Genomic DNA, 19,689 nt, shown 5'->3' on the forward strand with positions numbered 1-19,689 from the left:
TTTTGCGGCGCGTTTGTGTTTTGGTCTGTTGTTTGCTCTCTTGCCGCGCCGGGTTGTTTTTTTTCACAATCCCACAGTCTGGTGGGGGGGGGGGGGGGGGGCCCCCCCCCCCCACGACCAGGCAACCTCGCCGCAGCTTCCGCGTTGAACCATCGGAGGGATGACATCAGCCTCGGAGAACCCCCATGAAAACACTTCTATCCATCACTGCGGCAGCGATGATGGCCGGCGCGCCTTTGGCTGCTTTTGCCCAATCGGCGACGGTGACGCCTTTGACGACCGACACCATGAGCAAGGTTGACACCGCGACGTTCGTCAAGACCGTGCCCGTTGCCAATACATTTGAAATCGAGTCGAGCCGACTTGCGCGGACGCAGGCGACGGCCGACGATGTGAAGGCCTTCGCAACGCGAATGGTCACGGACCATACCAAGGCCGCAGAGGACTTCAAGGTGGCGCTCAGCAAGGGTCAGACGACTTCTGCCACCGCGCCGGCGGGCTCGCCGCTGGACACCAAGCACCAGGCGCTGCTCGACCAACTCAAGGAGGCCAGCGGGGACAGCTTCCAATCGAAATATATCGACATGCAGACCCAGGCGCATAAGGAAGCGGTGGCGCTGTTTTCCGCTTACGCAAATTCCGGCGACGATCCGGCAATGAAGGAGTTTGCCAAAAAGACGCTGCCGGTGCTGCAAATGCACGAACGTCACGTGAAGGATCTCGCTGCCGCGCATCAATGAGAGCGAAGACCGCCTGCAGTTTTTCGCCGACGGAAACACCTCGGCATGAATGAAGCGGCTGTCGTCGCGGGCCGGGAACAAAGGACCGAGAGTGCCGCTATTGCTCATTCCGGGGGTACCCAATGGAACGCGGCATTCGCGAGACGCCAAGCGCAGCAGCGCTTGGTTTCGGCACCGTCCCGATTGCCGCTGTGACAGGCTGAATCCGCCTTCCGGCCAGGACAGGTTACCTCAATGCGCTACGGCGAGATATTTGCAAACGCAACGGCACTCTTGTTGCTGGCGCTAATGGTTGGCGGCATCTTCATCTTGTTTGGAGAACCGCTGTGGCCGGGGCACTACGCGCGAATGGTGCTCGTCACGGATATCGATGCTACGACCACCGCGTCAGTCCGGACAAGCTGCGTGCCAGCTCCGTGCCTGCCCGACACCGTCGATCGGACCATGCTCACTCCCCGCGCCGGGGACGGACCTTGATTTGCGATTTGCAGACGCTGGAGCCGGGTATGAAAAAGCCCGCCGCCCGAGTTGCGCGGCGGACTTTTGGTGTAATCAACCCACTGTAGACCGTCTAGTCACAACTAGCTCAGGATAACCACGATCTTATAGGTATTGGGATCGACGATGACGATCCGTCCGTCGGCCAGCACGAAATACTCGTAATTTTCGTAAGCCGGAACGATCTTGACGATGCGCGCCGGCAGACGATGCAGCCGAACCTTCTTCCGCGGCACCTCGACACCGACGGAGATGTCGAAATCGACGCTGGAAACGGGTTGGACGTTCGTTTCCTTGATGACCTGAGTGATCTGGGTTTTCTGTTCAACGGTCACATTGCTGATGGAAGCGGTCGAACTCTGGTCCTGCTGGGTAGACGTATTAGCCTGGGCCTGATTTGTAGTCGTGGTCCCAGTCTTACCCTGAGCCTGCTGGTCGGTTTGCATCTTGGTTCCGCCCTGGGCCTGCTCGGTGGTGGTAGTTCCAGCCTTGCCTTGGACTTGCTCGTCCGTCTTCATCTTGGTGTTGCCTGTGGCCTGCTGTTCAGTCGTGGCGCCGGCCTTGCCTTGAGCCTGCGTCTTGGCGCCGCTTGGGCAATTGGCAGTGCCGGCTGCGCAATTGGCGCCGGACTGGTCGTCGGTCGACTGCTGCGTCTGGGCAAGTGCAGCTCCGCAGCTGACGCTGATTGCTAGCATGCTGGTGATCAGAACGCCTTTCATGAGAAATCTCCTTGGAAAATGCGTCCCTTCACCGCCTAAAACTGCGGCTAAAAAACTTTGTTCCAAACCAATGGAGCGAAGCGGCAAACGATCCGATTGGCGGAACAAGCTCCACCCGATGACGTTACCGGCATAGCGACCCCGCTGCGAACAGCATGACGCGGCGCAGCGCAGAGGTGGCTCACGAGGAAAGGAGACAATCATGAGAATGCATCTTTCCGCGGCCGCGGCCGGGTTCTTGCTGCTTGCGGGTGTCGGCGCCGCCGCCGCCCAGGATGTGGTCATCGAACCGCAGCAGGAGACGGTCGTACGGGAGTATGTGAAAAAGCAGCCTCTGGCGTCCGTCCAACTCCCCGGCGTGGAGCTCAATGTCGGCTCGACCCTGCCCGACACCGTCGAACTTCATGAAGTTCCCAACGTCAAATACCGCTACGTCGTCGTCGACAACCAGACCGTCCTGGTCGATCCGGGCACACGCAGGATCGTGAAGGTCATCCAGTGAGCAATGCGCGTCGTTCTTTGAAGGGACATGCGGCGCGCCGTCCATTGTCGACATCCCAAACTGCTGCCCGTGCCGGGCATTCGCACGCAGAAGGCCCGCCGTTCCGATAGACGGCGGGCTTCATAGTCCAAGTCAGCAGCCACACGGCAGCGTCCTGTGCTCGCCAAAGGCCAGAAACTTTGAGAGAATATTTCCGGGCATCTTATTTGAGGGGAAATCCGGCGCTTTCATCTGGCGATCAGCATTTCCGATGATGCTCGCAACGCTTCCGCGCCGGCGGTCTCGGCGACCTCGCCATCCGCTACGGCTATCAGCGCTTCGAGACCTCAGTCATGGTTGCCGTTGTCATCGTGCGTATCATTCCGACGACCGGCTGGTCGCTAGGCTGGATCACTGCAACTGATCGTTGACCGCAATGACGGAATCCGGGGCCGGCGTCGTCAGCCGGCGCGCCTCTTTTCCGTGGCGGCCCGGTCGATCCCCAATCCATCCGCCGAGAGAGCGACGCCGAACTTTTCGCCGGCTTCTGCGGGCGTGTAATAGCCCAGTTTCACATCGCGAGCGACCAGTTCCGGATCACGCTGCAATGGATCGCCGTAGCCGCCGCCGCCCGGCGTGCCGACGCGCACGCGGTCGCCTGCCTTCAGCGCGATGTCCTGCTCCTTGGAGAGGTGCGGCGGCACATGGGCTTCGCCGTCGCGGAACACGGTCACCGTGTTGACCGCGCCGTCCTTGCCGCCGAGCGCGCCCTGCGGGCCGAAGCGGCCATGGTCCATGACGAAGGAGGCGCGGGCGTCGCCGCGCAGGATCTCGACTTCATAGGCGAGCCCAAACCCGCCGCGATGCCTGCCGGCGCCGCCCGAGCCTTCGCGCAGAGCATAATGGCGGTAGAGCACCGGAAAAGCCTGCTCCATGATTTCGACCGGCGGCGACTTGGAGATGCCGATGGTCGAGCAGCCATTGGTCAGGCCGTCGTGACCGGCATTGCCGCCATAGCCGCCGCCGGAGATCTGGTACATGACATAATCGCGGTCGCGGGCCGGATCGTTGCCGCCGAGCGCGAAATTGCCGCTGGAGCCGGCCGGCGCCGCCGTCACTTTGTCCGGCAGCGCCTGCACCATCGCCGCGAACACCGCCTCGGCAATGCGCTGCGAAACCTCGGCCGCGCAGCCCGACACCGGGCGCGGATATTTGGCGTCGAGGAAGGTGCCTTCCGGCCGCTTGACGATCAGCGGTTCGAAGGCACCGGCGCTGATCGGCACGTCCGGGAAAACGTGGCGCATGGCGAGATAGACCGAAGACAAGGTCGTCGCCAGAACGCTGTTCATCGGCCCGGCGCAGGGCTTTGACGAACCGGAGAAGTCGAAGGTCAGCGTATCGCCCTGTTTCTCCACCGCAAGCGCGATGGTCAGCGGCTCGTTGACCACGCCGTCGGAATCGACGAAGGCCTGCGAGCGGTAGATGCCATCGGGAATGGCTGATATGTTGACGCGCATCTGTTCAGCGGCGCGGCGCCGCAATTCGGCGATCGCATCGACAACCGTTTCATCTCCGTAACGATCCAGAATTCCGTTGAGCCGGTCTTGGCCGATCAGCAGTGCCGCTGCCTGCGCCCGGACGTCGCCGATGCGCTGGTCGGCAACCCTGATGTTCGAGCAGATAATGGCGTAGATTTCGCGATCGAGCACGCCCTTCTTGAACAGCTTCACCGGCGGCAGCCGCAAGCCTTCCTGCTCGACCGCCGTTGCCGATGCGGAGAAGCCGCCCGGCACCGAACCGCCGATGTCGGGCCAGTGGCCGGTGTTCGATAGCCAGCAGAAAATCTTTCCGTCGCGATAGACCGGCATGGCGAAGCGCACATCCATCAGATGGGTGCCGCCGAGATAGGGATCGTTGACGATGTAGATATCGCCCGGCTCGGGCGGCAGGCAGCGGCCCTCGGCGATCATCTCGATCACCGTTTTGGTAGAATATTGCATGACGCCGACGAACACCGGCAGGCCCTGGCTGCCTTGCGCAATCAGCGAACCGTCGAGCGCCGAATAGATACCGTCGGAGCGGTCATTGGCCTCGGCGATAACAGGCGAGAAAGCGGCGCGCGAAAACGTCAGGTCCATTTCGTCGCAGACCTGCTGCAGTGCCGCCTGGAGGACCGAAAGCGTAATAGTATCGAGGTCTGCCATCTCAGGCCTCACCGATATCGATGATGATGTTGCCATCGGCGTCCGAGCGCGCCCGGTCGCCAGGCTCGAGCACCGTGGTGGCGTCCATCTGTTCGAGGATCGCCGGACCCTCGATTGTTGCGTCGAGCGGCAGTTTCTCCCTGGTGTAGACCGGCGTGTCATGCCAGCGCCCGCCATACCAGACCGGCCGGATTTCGCGCCGCGCCTCGTCGACCGTTTTGGCGCGACCAGCCGGGTCGATCAGCCGGGACAGATCGATAGCCGGCCGCACGCCGGTCACCGAGGTGTTGAGATTGACCAGATTGGCGCGGATCTCGGGTAACTCGACCTTGAAGCGGGCGAAATAGGCCCTCTCGAACAGTTGCTGCAGTACCTCGCGCGTCACCGCAGACGACGGCAGCGGCACATTGATGATGTGGGTCTGGCCGACGAACTGCATGTCGGCGGAATGGGTGACGCGGATCATCTCCGGCTTCACCGCTTCCTTGCCGATCAGCTCCTCGCCTTCGTTTCGGTGCCGTTCCAATATCTCGCGGAGTTGAGGTTCATCGAGACTGGCCACCGGCTGGTTGACCGTGTTGACGAAATCGTGCCTGAGATCGGCGACGACGCAGCCGAGCGCATTGGTGATGCCCGGCCGCGCCGGTACCAGCACTTTCGGCAAGCCCAGTTCGCGCGCCAATGCCGTCGCATGCAGCGGCCCGGCGCCACCAAAGGCGAACAGCGCGAAATCGCGCGGATCATGGCCGCGCGACACCGACACCATGCGGATGGCGCCGGCCATCTTGACGTTGCCCAGCCGCAGCACCGCACCCGCCGCCTCGACGCCGGACAGGCCGGTGGCGCGGCCGATCCTGTCCTCGAATATGCCAGTGACATGTTCGGCGGTGACCGGGTTTTGTACCGCAAGCAGCTTTTTCGGCGCCAGGCGGCCGAGCACCAGATTGGCGTCGGTGATGGTCGGCTCCAAGCCGCCGCGGCCGTAGCAGATCGGCCCGGGATCGGCGCCGGCGCTTTCCGGGCCGATCTGGATCAGGCCGGCTGCATCGACGCGGGCGATCGAGCCGCCGCCGGCGCCGACCGTATGCACCGCCACCATCGGCACATGGATCGGCATCGCATATTCGATCTCGATCTCGTTCGACACCGCAGGCTCGGCGTTGCGGATCAGCGCCACGTCGGTCGAGGTGCCGCCCATGTCGTAGGTGACCAGGTTTTCGAACCCGGCGCGTTTGCCGGTGTAGGCGGCGGCAATGACGCCGGAGGCGGGGCCGGACATGACGGTCTTGGCCGACTCACGTGTGACAAAGCGGGCCGAGATCATGCCGCCATTGCCGTTCATGATCAGGAAGTCGCGGGCGTAGCCTTTTGACGCCAGTTCCTTGCGCAGCCGCTCGACATAGCGTTCGAGGATCGGCTGCACCGAGGCGTTGACCGAAGCGGTCACGCCGCGCTCGAATTCGCGCGCTTCCGAAAGCAGCGCATGGCCTGTCGTGATGTAGCCGTTCGGCCAAAGCTCGGCGGCGATCTCGGCGGCGCGCCGCTCATGCGCCGGATTGGCGTAGGAATGCAGGAAATGGATGACCAGTGATTCGCAGCCGGCCACGATCAGTTGTGAAATCGCTGCCCGCATCTCGGCCTCGTCGAGCGGGATGCGCGCCGCGCCCGAGGCTTCGACGCGCTCCGACACTTCGAGCCGCAGATTGCGCGGGATGATCGGCACGAAGGTGCCTGTCATGCCATAGGGTTGCGGCCTTGTCCGCCGGCCAAGCTCGATCACGTCGCGAAAACCGCGCGTGGTGATCATGCCAGTCTTTGCCAGCCGGCGCTCCAGCACCGCATTGGTCGTGGTCGTCGTGCCGTGCACGATGAGGTCGATGCCGTCGACGGGAAAGCCGGTGGCACCAAGTGCTGCAACGACGCCGAAGGCCTGGTTGTCGGCCGTGGTTGGCGTCTTGCCGATATGCACCCGGCCACCGTCATGGCCGTCGATCAGAAGCAGGTCGGTAAAGGTTCCGCCGACATCGATGCCGGCAACGACGCTGCCCGTCGAATCCAGAGCTTGCGCCGAAAAATTCTGTTCCATTGTCGAAACCCGAAATGCCCGAACTGCTTACATGCCTCAGTTTGGAAAGCTGTTTTACGGCGGCGTCTTGACGCAATATCGTTTGTATACTAATAAATTCCGGACACAAGAGCTTACCGCTTCGGAGTGTGCAAACGGTACGCCGGAACCTGACAGGTTCGGGCGCGCAGGTGAAGGTTTGGCGCCGGCGCTGAGCTGGTCCAGAAGGTTAGGTTTGATGAACACCACATCCGCGTTCAACACCGCCGGCGCCCGGCCGTTGCAGTTCCCGATACCGGCCAATGTCTATGCCGAAACCGTGGTCTCGGTGAAGCACTATACCGACCGGCTGTTTTCGTTCCGCATCACCCGGCCGCAGTCGCTGCGCTTCCGCTCCGGCGAGTTCGTCATGATCGGCCTTCCCAATGCCGAGAAGCCGGTGTTCCGTGCCTATTCGATTGCCAGCCCGTCCTGGGACGACGAGCTGGAATTCTTCTCGATCAAGGTGCCGGATGGCCCGTTGACCTCGGAGCTGCAGCAGATTGAGGTCGGCGACACGGTCATCATGCGGCAGAAGTCGACCGGCACGCTGGTGGTCGACGCGCTGACGCCGGCCAAGCGCCTGTTCATGATTTCGACCGGCACCGGCATTGCACCCTTCGCCAGCCTGCTGCGCGACCCCGACACCTATGAGAAGTTCGAGCAGGTAATCCTGACCCACACCTGCCGCGACAAGGCCGAACTCACCTACGGCCAGAAATTGGTGGCCGCACTTGAGAACGATCCGCTGATTGGCGAACTGACCGGCGGCCGCGTCACGCTCTACAATTCGACGACGCGTGAGACCTCCGAATGCATGGGCCGCATCACCGCGCTGATCGGCTCGGGCAAATTCTACACCGATCTCGGCATCGACAAGCTCAATCCAGAGAGCGACCGCATCATGATCTGCGGCTCGATGCATATGCTCAAGGACGTCAAGGAACTGGCCGAAAGCCTCGGCTTCCAGGAAGGCTCGCTGCATCATCCGGCAAGCTTCGTCGTCGAGCGCGCCTTCGTCGGCTGAGACGCGGCAGTTCAGGGTCCATTCGTTTGCGACCCTGATTTTGACCATACGGGTCAAAGATCGGCTGCCTTGACTGCCTTTTTCCGCTATGACCGCTTGAGGGACTCGTGAAGCGCCGCTTCACGGTCTATCTTCGGCATAAGTCGCTGAACAAGGGGCAGGAGATGAGCAGCACAATCCGCGAAGCCGATCTCGGCACGTCCAAGATCACGCCGCTGCCGGCGCGCGCCGCCGCCAATGCGCCGGTGCCGCAAGCCCATGGCATTGCTCGCAATCCCGGCATGAGGCTCGATCTCGGCTTCATGGAATCGATGCGCGGCGTCAACCGCTCGGCGCTGGAACGCCGCGTCGCCAGCTTGGCCAAAAGACGCTCGATCAAGGCCGATAACCAGGCCGCCTGGCTGCTGCGCGCCGTCGCCTGCATGGACCTGACGACGCTGAACTCGAATGACACGGAAGAGCGCGTGCGCCGGCTCTGTGCCAAGGCGGTCAACCCGTTCCGCCGCGACATTGCCGAGGGGCTCGGCATATCAGGTGAAAATATCCGCCCGGCGGCGGTCTGCGTCTATCATCCCTTCGTCGCCACTGCCGTCGAGGCGCTGCGCGGCAGCGGCGTCCATGTCGCCGCCGTTTCCACGGCTTTCCCGCATGGCCTTGCACCGCTTTCGACACGTCTGCAGGAGATCGAAGCATCGATCCGGGACGGCGCCGACGAGATCGACGTCGTCATCCCGCGCGGCCTGGTATTCGGGGCGAAATGGCAGGAGCTCTATAACGAGATTGTCTCGATGCGCGCCGCTTGCGGCGAGGCGCATCTGAAGGTGATCCTCGGCACCGGCGACCTCGCGACGCTGCGCAACGTCATGCTCGCCTCGATGGTGGCTATGATGGCGGGGGCGGATTTCATCAAGACCTCGACCGGCAAGGAAAGCGTCAACGCGACGCTGCCGGTTGGCCTTGCCATGGTGCGCGCCATCCGCGCCTATTTCGAGGAAACCGGCTATCTCATCGGCTTCAAGCCGGCCGGTGGCATTTCCACGGCAAAAGCCTCGCTCGATTGGCTGGTGCTGATGAAGGAAGAGCTTGGCCGGCCGTGGCTGGAGCCGGAGTTGTTCCGCTTCGGAGCATCGAGCCTTTTGACCGACATCGAGCGCCAGCTCGAGCATCATCTGACAGGCCACTACTCGGCCAATCATCGCCACGCGATGGCGTGATTCGGAGCGCGCCATGAACATTCTCGAACGCTATCACGCAATGGATTACGGCCCGGCGCCGGAGGCCCGCAACGAGGCCGATGCGTGGCTTGCCGCGCGGGACTTCGGCAAAGCCCTGTTCATCGGCGGCGACTGGAAGGCAGCCAGCGGAGGCAAGACCTTCGACACCAGCGATCCCGCCTCCGGCAAATTGCTGGCCAAAGTGTCGGATGCCGGTGCCACCGATATCGAGGCGGCCGTTTCGGCCGCCACAAAAGCGCTGCCTAAATGGAGCGCCAGCAGCGGTTATCAACGCGCCAAAGTGCTCTATGCCATCGGCCGCGCCATGCAGCGCCACCAGCGGCTGTTCGCTGTGCTTGAGACAATCGACAACGGCAAGCCGATCCGCGAAAGCCGCGACATCGACGTGCCGCTGGCGATCCGTCATTTCATCCATCATGCAGGCTGGGCGCAGGCGCTGGACAGGGATTTTCCCGGCCATAAGGGCGTCGGCGTCGTCGGCCAGATTATCCCCTGGAATTTCCCGCTCTTGATGCTGGCCTGGAAGATCGCGCCGGCGCTCGCCGCAGGCTGCACCGTGGTGCTTAAACCAGCGGAATTCACGCCGCTCACCGCGATCCTCTTCGCCGAAATCTGCGAGCGCGCCGGCGTGCCGAAGGGCGTCGTCAACATCGTCCAGGGCGGCCCGGAGGCAGGCGCGGCCATCGTCAACCATCCCGGCATCCAGAAGATCGCCTTCACCGGTTCGTCCGAGGTCGGCAAGATCATCCGCAAGGCCACGGCCGGGTCGGGCAAGAAACTGTCGCTGGAGCTTGGCGGCAAGTCGGCCTTCGTCGTGTTCGAGGATGCCGACCTCGACAGCGCCGTCGAGGGTCTGGTCGACGGCATCTGGTTCAACCAGGGCCAGGTGTGCTGTGCCGGCTCGCGCCTTCTGGTGCAGGAAGGCATCGCCGACGCCTTCATCGCCAAGGTCAAGACGCGGATGAGCCGGCTGCGCGTCGGCAGCCCGCTCGACAAGAACACCGATATCGGCCCGCTGGTCGACTTGACCCAGCTCGATCGCGTCAAGGGCCTAATCGCCGAAGGCGCCAATCAGGGCGCGATCTGCTGGCAGCCGGACTCGGCACTGCCCGCCTCGGGCTATTACCATCTGCCGACGCTGGCGACAGGTGTTTCGCCGGCTAACATCCTGGCACAGGAAGAGGTGTTCGGGCCGGTGCTTGCCACCATGACCTTCCGCAACACCGAGGAAGCGGTCGAGCTCGCCAACAACACACGCTACGGCCTGGCCGCTTCGGTGTGGAGCGAGAACATCAACCTTGCCCTGCACGTCGCACCGCAACTGAAGGCCGGCGTCGTCTGGGTCAACGGCACCAATATGTTCGATGCCGCCTGCGGCTTCGGCGGTTACCGCGAGAGCGGCTTTGGCCGCGAAGGCGGGCGCGAGGGCATGTTCGAATATCTCTCGGCAAAACTGCCGCTCGGCCCGGTCATCAAACCGGCTGTGGCCACCGCCCAGCCCGTCGAGCGATCGGAAAGCAGCGCCATCGACCGCACGGCGAAGCTGTTCATCGGCGGCAAGCAGGTCCGGCCGGACGGCAATTATTCCTTCGCCGTCGCCACTGCCAAGGGCAAGCTTGCCGGCGAGGTCGGCCTCGGCAACCGCAAGGATATCCGTGACGCCGTCGCGGCCGCGCGCGCCTGCAAAGGCTGGCCGGAGGCGACCGCCTACAACCGCAGCCAGGTGCTCTACTACCTGGCCGAAAACCTTTCCGGCCGCGCCGACGAGTTTGCCGCCCGTTTGACCCAGCTCCGGGGCGCGACCGCCAAGGCCGCGCGTGAAGAGGTCGAGCTGTCGATCGAGCGCCTGTTCCTCTATGCCGGCCTGGCTGACAAATTCGAGGGCCGCGTCCACCAGCCGCCGGCACGCACCGTCACGCTGGCGCTACACGAACCGGTCGGGGTCGTCGGTATCGTCGCGCCGGACAACGCACCTTTGCTTGGCCTGATCTCGCTGGTTGCGCCGGCGCTCGCCATGGGCAACACCGTGGTCGCGGTACCATCCGAAAGATATCCGCTGCTTGCCACCGACCTCTATCAGGTTATCGAATATTCCGACGTTCCGGCGGGCGCCATCAATATTGTCACAGGCCGGTGCGCCGAACTCGCCGGCGTGCTGGCCAAGCATGACGATGTCGACGGGCTTTGGGTATTCGCCGATGCCGAGACTTGCGCCAAGGCGGAAGCCGAGTCCATCGGCAATCTCAAGCGCGTCTGGACCGGCAACGGCCACAGCCTCGACTGGGCATCGAGCGAAGCAGCCGGCGATGCCCTGCTGCGCCGTGCGATCGAGGTCAAGAACGTCTGGGTGCCCTACGGCGACTGAGTGTCCCGGAAGGGCGTCCGGGCTTGACGGGCCAAAAGATGTTCTTTACCGAGAAAAAACATTTGGCCGACAGGGGGATATCGAAACAGGCGGGATGCTAGTGCCCGTCTGGCACATTGCGCCCCCGCCTTGTGCCGGTAAGAAGCCGAACGATCACGGACGGGCGAGGAGAAAAGCATGGCGGATCTGACAGGCAAAATCGTTGTCGTCACGGCGGCGGCGCAAGGTATCGGCCGGGCGAGCGCGCTGGCTTTCGCCAAGGCAGGCGCCGTCGTCCACGCCACCGACATCAACGAGGTGGCGCTCGCCGACCTCGGCAAGACGCCCGGTATCAAGACCCGCAAGCTGGATGTGCTGAACGACGAGGCGGTGAACGCCGCTTTTGCCGAGATCGGCGCCGTCGACGTGCTGTTCAACTGCGCCGGCTTCGTCCATTCCGGCTCGATCCTCGAGATGAAGGACGGCGATCTCGACTTTGCCTATGATCTCAATGTCCGCTCGATGATCCGCACCATCCGCGCCGTGCTGCCCGGCATGCTGGAGCGCGGCGACGGCTCGATCATCAACATGGCGTCGCTGGCCAGTTCGACCAAGGGCGTACCGAACCGTTTCGTTTACGGACTGACCAAGGCGGCCGTCATCGGCCTGACCAAATCGGTCGCCGCCGACTATGTCGGCAAGGGCATACGCTGCAACGCGATCTGCCCGGGTACAGTCGAAAGCCCGTCGCTGCAGGACCGCATGCATGCGCAGGGCGACTACGAGGCAGCCCGCGCCGCCTTCATCGCCCGCCAGCCGATGGGCCGGCTCGGCACACCCGAGGAAATCGCCGATCTCGCCGTCTATCTGGCCGGCGCCACCTATACGTCGGGGCAGGCTTATAATATCGACGGTGGCTGGTCGATCTAAGCTCATCTCAAATCAAGGAGAATGCTATGAAACTGCTGCGCTATGGCGAAGCGGGGAGCGAACGCCCCGGCCTGCTCGATGCCGATGGAACGATCCGCAACCTCTCCGCCCATATCACCGACATTGCCGGCAAGGCGCTTGACCCGGCATCGCTCGAGACATTGTCGAAGCTCGATGTGAAATCGCTGCCGGCGGTTTCCGGCAAGCCGCGGATCGGCGCCTGCGTCGCCGGCACCGGCAAATTCATCTGCATCGGCCTCAACTATTCCGACCACGCCGCCGAAACCGGCGCCACCGTGCCGCCGGAGCCGATCATCTTCATGAAGGCAAGCTCGGCTATTGTCGGGCCGAACGACGACGTGCTGATCCCGCGCGGCTCGGTCAAGACCGACTGGGAAGTCGAGCTCGGCGTGGTCATCGGCAAGACCGCTAAATATGTCACCGAGGCCGAGGCGCTGGACTATGTCGCCGGCTACTGCGTCGCGCATGACGTCTCCGAGCGCGCCTTCCAGGCCGAGCGCCAGGGCCAGTGGACCAAGGGCAAGAGCTGCGACACGTTCGGGCCGATCGGCCCGTGGTTGGTGACCAAGGACGAGGTCAAGGACCCGCAGAACATCCCGATGTGGCTGACGGTCAACGGCAAGACCATGCAGAACGGCTCGACCAAGACCATGGTCTTCGGCGTCGCTTATCTCGTCTCCTATCTCAGCCAGTTCATGTCGCTGCGCCCCGGCGACATCATCTCGACCGGCACGCCGCCCGGTGTCGGCCTCGGCATGAAGCCGCCGATGTTCCTGAAGCCCGGCGACGTCGTCGAGCTCGGCATCGAGGGACTCGGTCAGCAGAAGCAGACTTTCAAGGCTGACGCGTAGCAGCGTTCCCTTCTCCCCTTGTGGGAGAAGGTGTCGCCGAAGGCGACGGATGAGGGGTGTTCCAGGGAACGCCAACGTCTCACTCCGCTGGAACACCCCTCATCCGTCTCGGCGCTGCGCGCCGATCCACCTTCTCCCACAAGGGGAGAAGGCAAGACCGCGCCTCGCTAATCCTACTTCAACACCTTGCCATCGGCTCCAAACCGGTATGTCTTCGCCGGATCCGGCGTCGCGTAGAGCGTGGCTCCCGGTTCGGCGTTGTAGACGCCGAAGATACGCACGGTGATCAGGCCGGCTTTCTCGCAGTCGAGATAGAGATTAGTGTCGGCGCCGAGATGCTCGGCATGCACGACCGTACCTTTCCAGGCGCCGGATTTGGCATCGACCGTCAAATGTTCGGGCCGGACTCCGATGGTCTTTGCCGTTTCGCCGAGCCTGGCGCCGTCGACGAAATTCATCTTCGGTGAGCCGATGAAACCGGCGACGAACTCATTTGCCGGCGAATTGTAAAGCTCCATCGGGCCGCCGATCTGCTCGATCCTGCCCGCATTGAGGACCACGATCTTGTCGGCCAGCGTCATCGCCTCGACCTGGTCGTGGGTGACATAGATCATCGTCGCCTTCAGCCGGCGGTGCAATTGCGCGATTTCCAGCCTGGTGTTGACGCGCAGCGCGGCATCGAGGTTCGATAATGGCTCGTCGAAAAGAAAAAGCTTGGGCTCACGCACCACGGCGCGGCCGATGGCGACGCGCTGGCGCTGGCCGCCGGAGAGCTCGGCCGGGCGCCTGGCGAGATAGGGCTCCAGCGACAGCATCGAGGAGGCGATGCCGATGCGGCGGTCGATCTCGGCCGCCGGCGTGCCCGCCTGCTTGAGGCCGAGGCCCATATTGTTCTTCACCGTCAGATGCGGATACAGCGCATAGGTCTGGAATACCATGGCGATGCCGCGCTTGGCCGGCGGCGTTGCGGAGACGTCCGCGCCGTCGATCACCACGCGGCCCGAGGTCGAGTCCTCCAGCCCGGCGATGACCCTGAGCAGCGTCGACTTGCCGCAGCCGGATGGACCGACGAAGACGACGAACTCGCCATCCGTCACCTCGAGGTTGATGCCCTTCAGCACCTCGACCGGCCCGAAGGCCTTTTTCACGTTCTCGATGTTCAGCGAGCCCACGGCGTCGTCCCTGTTCTAGAGTTTCACGGCGAGGCCGCTGCGCACGCTCTCGTCGGCGGCAAGGCAGACGGCGAGCGATTTCACCGCGTCGTCCATGTGACGGGTCAGGTCCAGATCCTCGCGGATCGCCTTCAGCACAAACGCCTGTTCCAGGTCGCAGAGGTCCTGATGGCCGGGCTCGCCTTGCATCGACAGCATCTCGTCCGGTTTGGCGAACTTGCCGTCCGCGCCGGTCGCGGCACTGTGCAGACGGATGGTCGAGGTCTTGGTGTGGGTGTCGATGTCGTCGGACCTGACGCCCTCCTTCATGACGATCGAGACGCAGCCATTGGGCGAGATCACGTCTTTCACGAAGAAAGCCGTCTCCGAAATCATCGGCCCCCAGCCGGCCTCGTACCAGCCGACCGAGCCGTCGTCGAACAGCACCTGCAGGTGCCCGTAATTGTACATCGACGGCGCGATCTCTTCGCTCAGCCGCAGCCCCATGCCGCGCACCTCGACCGGCCTGGCGTCGGTGATCTGCAGCATCACGTCGAGATAATGCACTCCGCAATCGACGATCGGCGACGTCGTCTGCATCAGCTGCTTGTGCGTCTCCCAGGTGTGGCCTGAGGATTGCTGGTTGAGGTTCATGCGGAACACGTAAGGGCCGCCGAGCTTCCGCGCCTCGGCGATCAGCCTGATCCAGGACGGGTGATGGCGCAGGATATAGCCGATCACCAGTTTTCTGCCGTTGGCCTTGGCGGCGGCGACGACGCGTTCTGCGTCGGCGACCGTCGTTGCCAGCGGCTTTTCGACGAAGACGTGGCAGCCGGCCTCGAATGCCCTGACCGCGTAATCGGAATGGCTGTCGGAATAGGTGGCTATACAAGCGATATCAGGCTTTTCATCGCGCATCGCCTCGTCGAAGGAACGCCGGATGGCGTAGGTCGAAAGCCCTTCCGGCAGCGGCACATCGGAGCGGTTGACCAGCGCGGCGATCTGGAATCCCGGATTGGTGTGATAGGCCAGCGCATGGCTGCGCCCCATATTGCCGAGGCCGGCGACGACAACGCGAAGAGGTTGTTGCGAACTCACTTGACCGCTCCCGAGGTGATGCCGCGGATCAGCTGCCGCGAGAAGATGACGTAGAGGATCAGCACCGGCATGATCGCCAGCGACAGGGCGGCCAGAATGGCGTTCCAGTTGGTGACGAACTGGCCGAGGAACAGCTGCGCGCCGAGCGTCACTGTCTTGGTCTCCTCAGACGGCGCCAGGATCAGCGGGAACCACAGATCGTTCCAGATCGGGATCATGGTGAAGACCGCGACCGTCGCCATCGATGGCCGCACCAGCGGCAGCACCAGCCGGAAAAAGATCGTGTATTCGGACAGGCCGTCGATACGGCCCGCGTTCTTCAGATCGTCGGAGACCTGCTTCATGAATTCCGACAGGATGAAGACGGCAAGCGGCAGGCCCTGCGCCGTGTAGACCAGGATCAGCGCCGTCAGCGTGTTGACCAGCCCGCTTGCCACCATCAACTGCAGGATGGCGACGGTGCCGAGGCGGATCGGGATCATGATGCCGAGCGCCAGGTAAAGCCCCATCAGCGAATTGCCGCGGAAGCGGTATTCCGACAGCGCGAACGCAGCCATGGCGCCGAACAAAAGCACGAAGAACAGCGAGGCGACGGTGACGACAAGGCTGTTCTGGAAATAATGGATGAAGTCGCCCTGGCCAATTACCGTGGTGTAGCCGATCAGGTCGAAGGTCCCTGGCGTCGGCGGCGTCAGCGGCGCGCCGAAGATCCCGGCACGCGATTTGAACGAATTCATGATCACGAGGATCACCGGAAACAGCGCGATTGCGGTGTAGGTCAGAAGGATCGCGTGGGCGCCGATGGTGCGGGGCAGCGACCGGGTTGCGGTGCTCATGGTCGCCCCCTAAAACTGATAGCGACGCAAGCGCGTCTGCACGAGGAACAGATAAACGCAGACGCCGCCGAGGATGATCAGGAACATCATCGTGGCGATCGCCGCGCCCATGTTGGGGTCGCCGACCTGCAGCTGGAAACCGAAGAAGGCGCGGTAGAGGAAGGTGCCGAGAATATCCGTTGAATAGTTCGGCCCGGCCAGCGCGCCTTGCGCGGTGTAGATCAGGTCGAAAGCGTTGAAATTGCCGACGAAGGTCAGGATCGAGATGATGCCGATCGACGGCAGGATCAGCGGCAGCTTGATCTTCCAGAATTGCGCCATGCCGGTGATGCCGTCGCATTCGGCGGCCTCGATCACCTCTTCGGGAATGGACAGCAATGCCGCGTAGATCAGCATCATCGGGATGCCGACGAACTGCCAGACCGAGATCAGGCTGAGCGCGGTCAGCGCATATTGCGCCTTGCCGAGCCAGGGCGTGAACAGGCTTTTCAGGCCGACAAGGTCCATCATGTGCGGCGCCACGCCCCATAGCGGCGACAGGATCAGCTTCCAGGCGAAGCCGACGATGACGAAGGACAGGATCGTCGGCACGAAGATCGCCGTGCGGTAGAAGGCGGAAAACCGCAGCCTGGGGCTCGACAGAAGTGCTGCCAAAAGGACGCCGATCGGGTTCTGCACCAGCATGTGGATGATGAAGAACCAAACATTGTTCCTGAGCGCGTTCCAGAAATTGACCGACCAGTTGGGATCACCGAACAGCATGCGGAAATTTTCCAGTCCGACGAACACCTGCGACTGGTTGATGTTGTGGAACAGCGACAGCTGCAGCGTGCCGGCCAACGGCAGGATCATGATCGCCGTATAGACCAGCAACGCCGGCGCCAGGAAAACGCCGATATGCCAGCGGAACGGTCTTTTCGGTGCTGCGGCCATGCGCTCGGTCCCCGCCGATCAGGTCTTGCAATTGCCGTCAAAGGAACGGCGCCGCCCTCCCCCTCGAGGGGAGGGAGCCTCGCGAAGCGAGGCGGGTGGGGTCGGCCGAGGCAGCGCGCCATCGTCGTTCGACCGTGCCTTCAGCAACGATCAAGCCGTGGCCTGCCTCAACCTACCCCCTCTGTCGCCTTCGGCGACATTTCCCCTCAAGGGGGGAGACAATGCTTCGCCGCGCCTTTACTTCGCCGGCTTGTACCAGCTGTCGAGGCCGTCCTGCAGCTTCTTGGCGGCAGCTTCCGGCGTGTCGGTGCCGTTGATGACGTTGGCGGATTCAACCCACGTCTCGTTTTCAAGGTTCGGCGTGCCGCGCGACAGTATCTGGTAGGTCGAGCGGATCGTCGACTTGCACTTGCCGCGCCAGGAGACGAATTCCTGGGCCAGCGGGTCTTCCATCTTCACCGGAGTGTTGTTCAGGCTGAAGAAGCCCGGCAGCGCGTTGGCGTAGATGGTGGCGAAATCCGGCGAGGCCACCCAGGACAGGAAGGTCTTGGCTGCATCGGCGTTCTTCGAAGCCGCATTGAGGCCCATGCCGATGTCGGTGTGGTCGGAGATGTAGCAGGTATCGCCGGCCTTCTGCACCGGCGGCGGGAAGGCGCCCATCTTGAACTGCGCCTGCGTGTTGAACAGGCCGATTTCCCACGAGCCGGCCGGGTAGATGGCGGCGCGGCCGAGCGTGAACAGGTTCTGGCTGTCCGGATAAGTCTGCGCCTCGAAGCCGTCGCCGAGATAGTCCTTCCACTTGGCCAGCTCCTTGAAGGGCTCGACCCACTGCGGATCGGTGAGCTTCTGCTCGCCCTTGATCAGCGCCAGGCGGCCTTCCTCGCCCTTCCAGTAATTCGGTCCGATGTTCTGATAGCCCATGGTCGCGGCTTCCCAGAGGTCCTTGGTGCCCATCGCCATCGGGATGTAGGTGCCGTCGGCCTTAATCTTGTCGAGCGCGGCGTAGAACTCCTCATTGGTCGTTGGCACCTTGATGCCGAGCTTGTCGAAGGCGTCCTTGTTGTAGATGAAGCCGTGGATGACCGAAGCCATCGGCACGCAGAAGCTCACCTTGCCGTCGTCGGTCTGCCAGGCCGCCTTGGCCACTGGCGAGAAGTTCTCCATGCCGGGCAGCGTCGAGATATCGGCAAGGTTGCCCTTCTTGAACAGTTCCAGCGACTTGTCGAACGGGCGGCAGGTGATCAGGTCGCCGGCCGAGCCGGCGGCGAGCTTGGCGCCCAGCGCCGCGTCATATTCGGTTGGCGCCGACGGCGCGAACACCACCTTGATGCCCGGGTTCTTGGCTTCGAAGGCCGGGATCAGCTTGTCCTTCCAGATGGCGAGGTCGTCGCCGCGCCAGCTTTCGATATTGAGCGTTACGTCATCGGCGTAAGCCACCCCGGCGGAGCCGAGAATGCTGGTGCCGAGAAGAAGTGCCGTCAGTAGCTTCCTTGTCATGCTCAGTCTCCCTGTTGACCTTTTTCAGGTTCGGTTTTGATGAGAACAGAGGCATTGCGCCCCTTGCTCCCCTCGATCGCGGAAAGGGCTGGCCGCAGCTTGTGGCCCGTCCCTTCCAGTATCTTCTCGGCTGCATCGGCGCTGGCGGCGCCGGCGGCGAGCAGAATGGCGGTCTTGACGACACCGCCGCTCTTTTCGAGCAGGCGCGCCGCCTCGTCCTTGTCGCGCCCGCTGACAGCGGCAACGATGCGTGCGGCGCGGTCGCGCAACTTGATGTTGTCGGCCATCAGGTTGACCATGTAGCCGTCATGGACATGGCCGAGATGGATGGCGGCCAGCGTCGACAGCATGTTGAGCGCGATCTTCTGGGCGGTGCCGGCGCCCATGCGTGTCGAGCCGGCAATCAGCTCCGGCGGCGTTTCGAGCAGGATGGCGATTTCGGCCAGCCGCAGCAGCAGCGCATCCCTATTGTTGGCGATGGCGATGGTCGCCGCACCGCGCCGCCTGGCATCCTCGATCGCCCTGACTGCATAAGGTGTCGAGCCGCTGGCGGAGACGGCGATCAGGCAGTCGCCCTTGCCGATGCCGGCGGCGGCGACCGCCGCCGAAGCTTCGTCGGTGTCGTCCTCCGGCCCGCCGGCCAGTGTCTTGTAAGCTTCGTCGCCGCCGGCGATCAGGATGGCGATGCGGTCGCGCTGGATGCCGAACGTGCCCGGCAGCTCCAGCGCATCGGCCAATGCCATCAGGCCCGAGCTGCCAGCGGCCGCATAGGCGAGCTTGCCGCCGCTTTTCAGTCTGCCTGCGATGATTTCGGCTGCTGCGGCAATGGCAGGAATGGCGCCGCGCACGGCCTTGGCGGCCTCGATCTGTGCGCTGGCCAAATAGGAAAGGACGGCTTCCGGGGCCTGGATGTCCAGTCCCTCGGCATCGTGGTGAAGCGCTTCGGTGCGCGTTTCGGCCATCCGCTTTCCTCCAATCGAGAAACCATACCAAAAAAATACCACTTGTCCACACGCATTA

General features: G+C 63.2%; 16 protein-coding genes. 7 read left to right on the top strand and 9 right to left on the bottom strand.

Features of this window, described 5'->3' with window-relative positions:
• Nucleotides 1-221 precede the first annotated feature (221 nt).
• A complete protein-coding gene (locus AC0L2P_RS05385; RefSeq protein WP_473500194.1) occupies nucleotides 222-740 on the top strand; it encodes a DUF4142 domain-containing protein in 519 nt (172 codons plus the stop codon).
• Between the two features lie 581 nt (nucleotides 741-1,321).
• Here AC0L2P_RS05385 and AC0L2P_RS05390 read toward each other — a convergent pair.
• The gene (locus AC0L2P_RS05390) at nucleotides 1,322-1,957 is read right to left on the bottom strand and encodes a DUF1236 domain-containing protein (RefSeq protein WP_473500195.1); all 636 of its coding nucleotides are present in this window, start codon (nucleotides 1,955-1,957) and stop codon (nucleotides 1,322-1,324) included.
• Nucleotides 1,958-2,159: 202 nt separating this feature from the next.
• Here AC0L2P_RS05390 and AC0L2P_RS05395 point away from each other — a divergent pair, with 202 nt between their 5' ends.
• Complete coding sequence (locus AC0L2P_RS05395; protein WP_352527653.1) at nucleotides 2,160-2,459, top strand: DUF1236 domain-containing protein; 300 nt, start codon at nucleotides 2,160-2,162, stop codon at nucleotides 2,457-2,459.
• 440 nt (nucleotides 2,460-2,899) lie between these two features.
• On the opposite strand, the gene AC0L2P_RS05400 is transcribed toward AC0L2P_RS05395, so the two are convergent.
• Together AC0L2P_RS05400 and AC0L2P_RS05405 are read right to left on the bottom strand one after the other, a co-directional pair.
• Entirely contained in the window at nucleotides 2,900-4,642 is a 1,743-nt protein-coding gene (locus AC0L2P_RS05400; RefSeq protein WP_473500196.1) for a hydantoinase B/oxoprolinase family protein, read from the bottom strand.
• Nucleotide 4,643: 1 nt separating this feature from the next.
• Nucleotides 4,644-6,728 carry a hydantoinase/oxoprolinase family protein gene (locus tag AC0L2P_RS05405; protein ID WP_473500197.1) on the bottom strand — a complete coding sequence of 695 codons (2,085 nt, stop codon included), beginning with the start codon at nucleotides 6,726-6,728 and terminating at the stop codon, nucleotides 4,644-4,646.
• Nucleotides 6,729-6,945: 217 nt separating this feature from the next.
• On the opposite strand from AC0L2P_RS05405, the gene AC0L2P_RS05410 reads away from it, so the two are divergent.
• From AC0L2P_RS05410 to AC0L2P_RS05430, 5 genes are all read left to right on the top strand, one after another.
• Entirely contained in the window at nucleotides 6,946-7,773 is an 828-nt protein-coding gene (locus tag AC0L2P_RS05410; RefSeq protein WP_473500198.1) for a ferredoxin--NADP reductase, read from the top strand.
• Between the two features lie 164 nt (nucleotides 7,774-7,937).
• Nucleotides 7,938-8,987 (top strand): deoxyribose-phosphate aldolase, encoded by a 1,050-nt coding sequence (gene deoC / locus AC0L2P_RS05415; protein WP_473500199.1) that lies wholly within the window; start codon nucleotides 7,938-7,940, stop codon nucleotides 8,985-8,987.
• 13 nt (nucleotides 8,988-9,000) lie between these two features.
• Nucleotides 9,001-11,373, top strand: coding sequence for an aldehyde dehydrogenase family protein (locus AC0L2P_RS05420; protein ID WP_473500200.1), 2,373 nt, complete (start codon nucleotides 9,001-9,003; stop codon nucleotides 11,371-11,373).
• 177 nt (nucleotides 11,374-11,550) lie between these two features.
• Nucleotides 11,551-12,282 carry an SDR family oxidoreductase gene (locus AC0L2P_RS05425; protein WP_473500201.1) on the top strand — a complete coding sequence of 244 codons (732 nt, stop codon included), beginning with the start codon at nucleotides 11,551-11,553 and terminating at the stop codon, nucleotides 12,280-12,282.
• A gap of 26 nt (nucleotides 12,283-12,308) precedes the next feature.
• A complete protein-coding gene (locus AC0L2P_RS05430; RefSeq protein WP_473500202.1) occupies nucleotides 12,309-13,154 on the top strand; it encodes a fumarylacetoacetate hydrolase family protein in 846 nt (281 codons plus the stop codon).
• A 173-nt stretch (nucleotides 13,155-13,327) separates the two neighbouring features.
• Here the strand turns inward: AC0L2P_RS05430 and AC0L2P_RS05435 are convergent, their stop codons facing one another.
• From AC0L2P_RS05435 to AC0L2P_RS05460, 6 genes are all read right to left on the bottom strand, one after another.
• Nucleotides 13,328-14,326, bottom strand: coding sequence for an ABC transporter ATP-binding protein (locus AC0L2P_RS05435; protein ID WP_473500203.1), 999 nt, complete (start codon nucleotides 14,324-14,326; stop codon nucleotides 13,328-13,330).
• A gap of 15 nt (nucleotides 14,327-14,341) precedes the next feature.
• A complete protein-coding gene (locus AC0L2P_RS05440; RefSeq protein ID WP_473500204.1) occupies nucleotides 14,342-15,403 on the bottom strand; it encodes a Gfo/Idh/MocA family protein in 1,062 nt (353 codons plus the stop codon).
• Nucleotides 15,400-16,239, bottom strand: coding sequence for a carbohydrate ABC transporter permease (locus tag AC0L2P_RS05445; protein WP_023718923.1), 840 nt, complete (start codon nucleotides 16,237-16,239; stop codon nucleotides 15,400-15,402). The genes AC0L2P_RS05440 and AC0L2P_RS05445 overlap by 4 nt, the downstream gene beginning before the upstream one ends.
• A 9-nt stretch (nucleotides 16,240-16,248) precedes the next feature.
• A complete protein-coding gene (locus AC0L2P_RS05450; RefSeq protein WP_473500205.1) occupies nucleotides 16,249-17,172 on the bottom strand; it encodes a carbohydrate ABC transporter permease in 924 nt (307 codons plus the stop codon).
• Between the two features lie 237 nt (nucleotides 17,173-17,409).
• Nucleotides 17,410-18,669, bottom strand: coding sequence for an ABC transporter substrate-binding protein (locus AC0L2P_RS05455; RefSeq protein ID WP_473500206.1), 1,260 nt, complete (start codon nucleotides 18,667-18,669; stop codon nucleotides 17,410-17,412).
• A gap of 2 nt (nucleotides 18,670-18,671) precedes the next feature.
• A complete protein-coding gene (locus AC0L2P_RS05460; RefSeq protein WP_473500207.1) occupies nucleotides 18,672-19,631 on the bottom strand; it encodes an N-acetylmuramic acid 6-phosphate etherase in 960 nt (319 codons plus the stop codon).
• Nucleotides 19,632-19,689 lie beyond the last annotated feature (58 nt).

The sequence above is a fragment of the Mesorhizobium sp. WSM4836 genome (assembly GCF_055811815.1).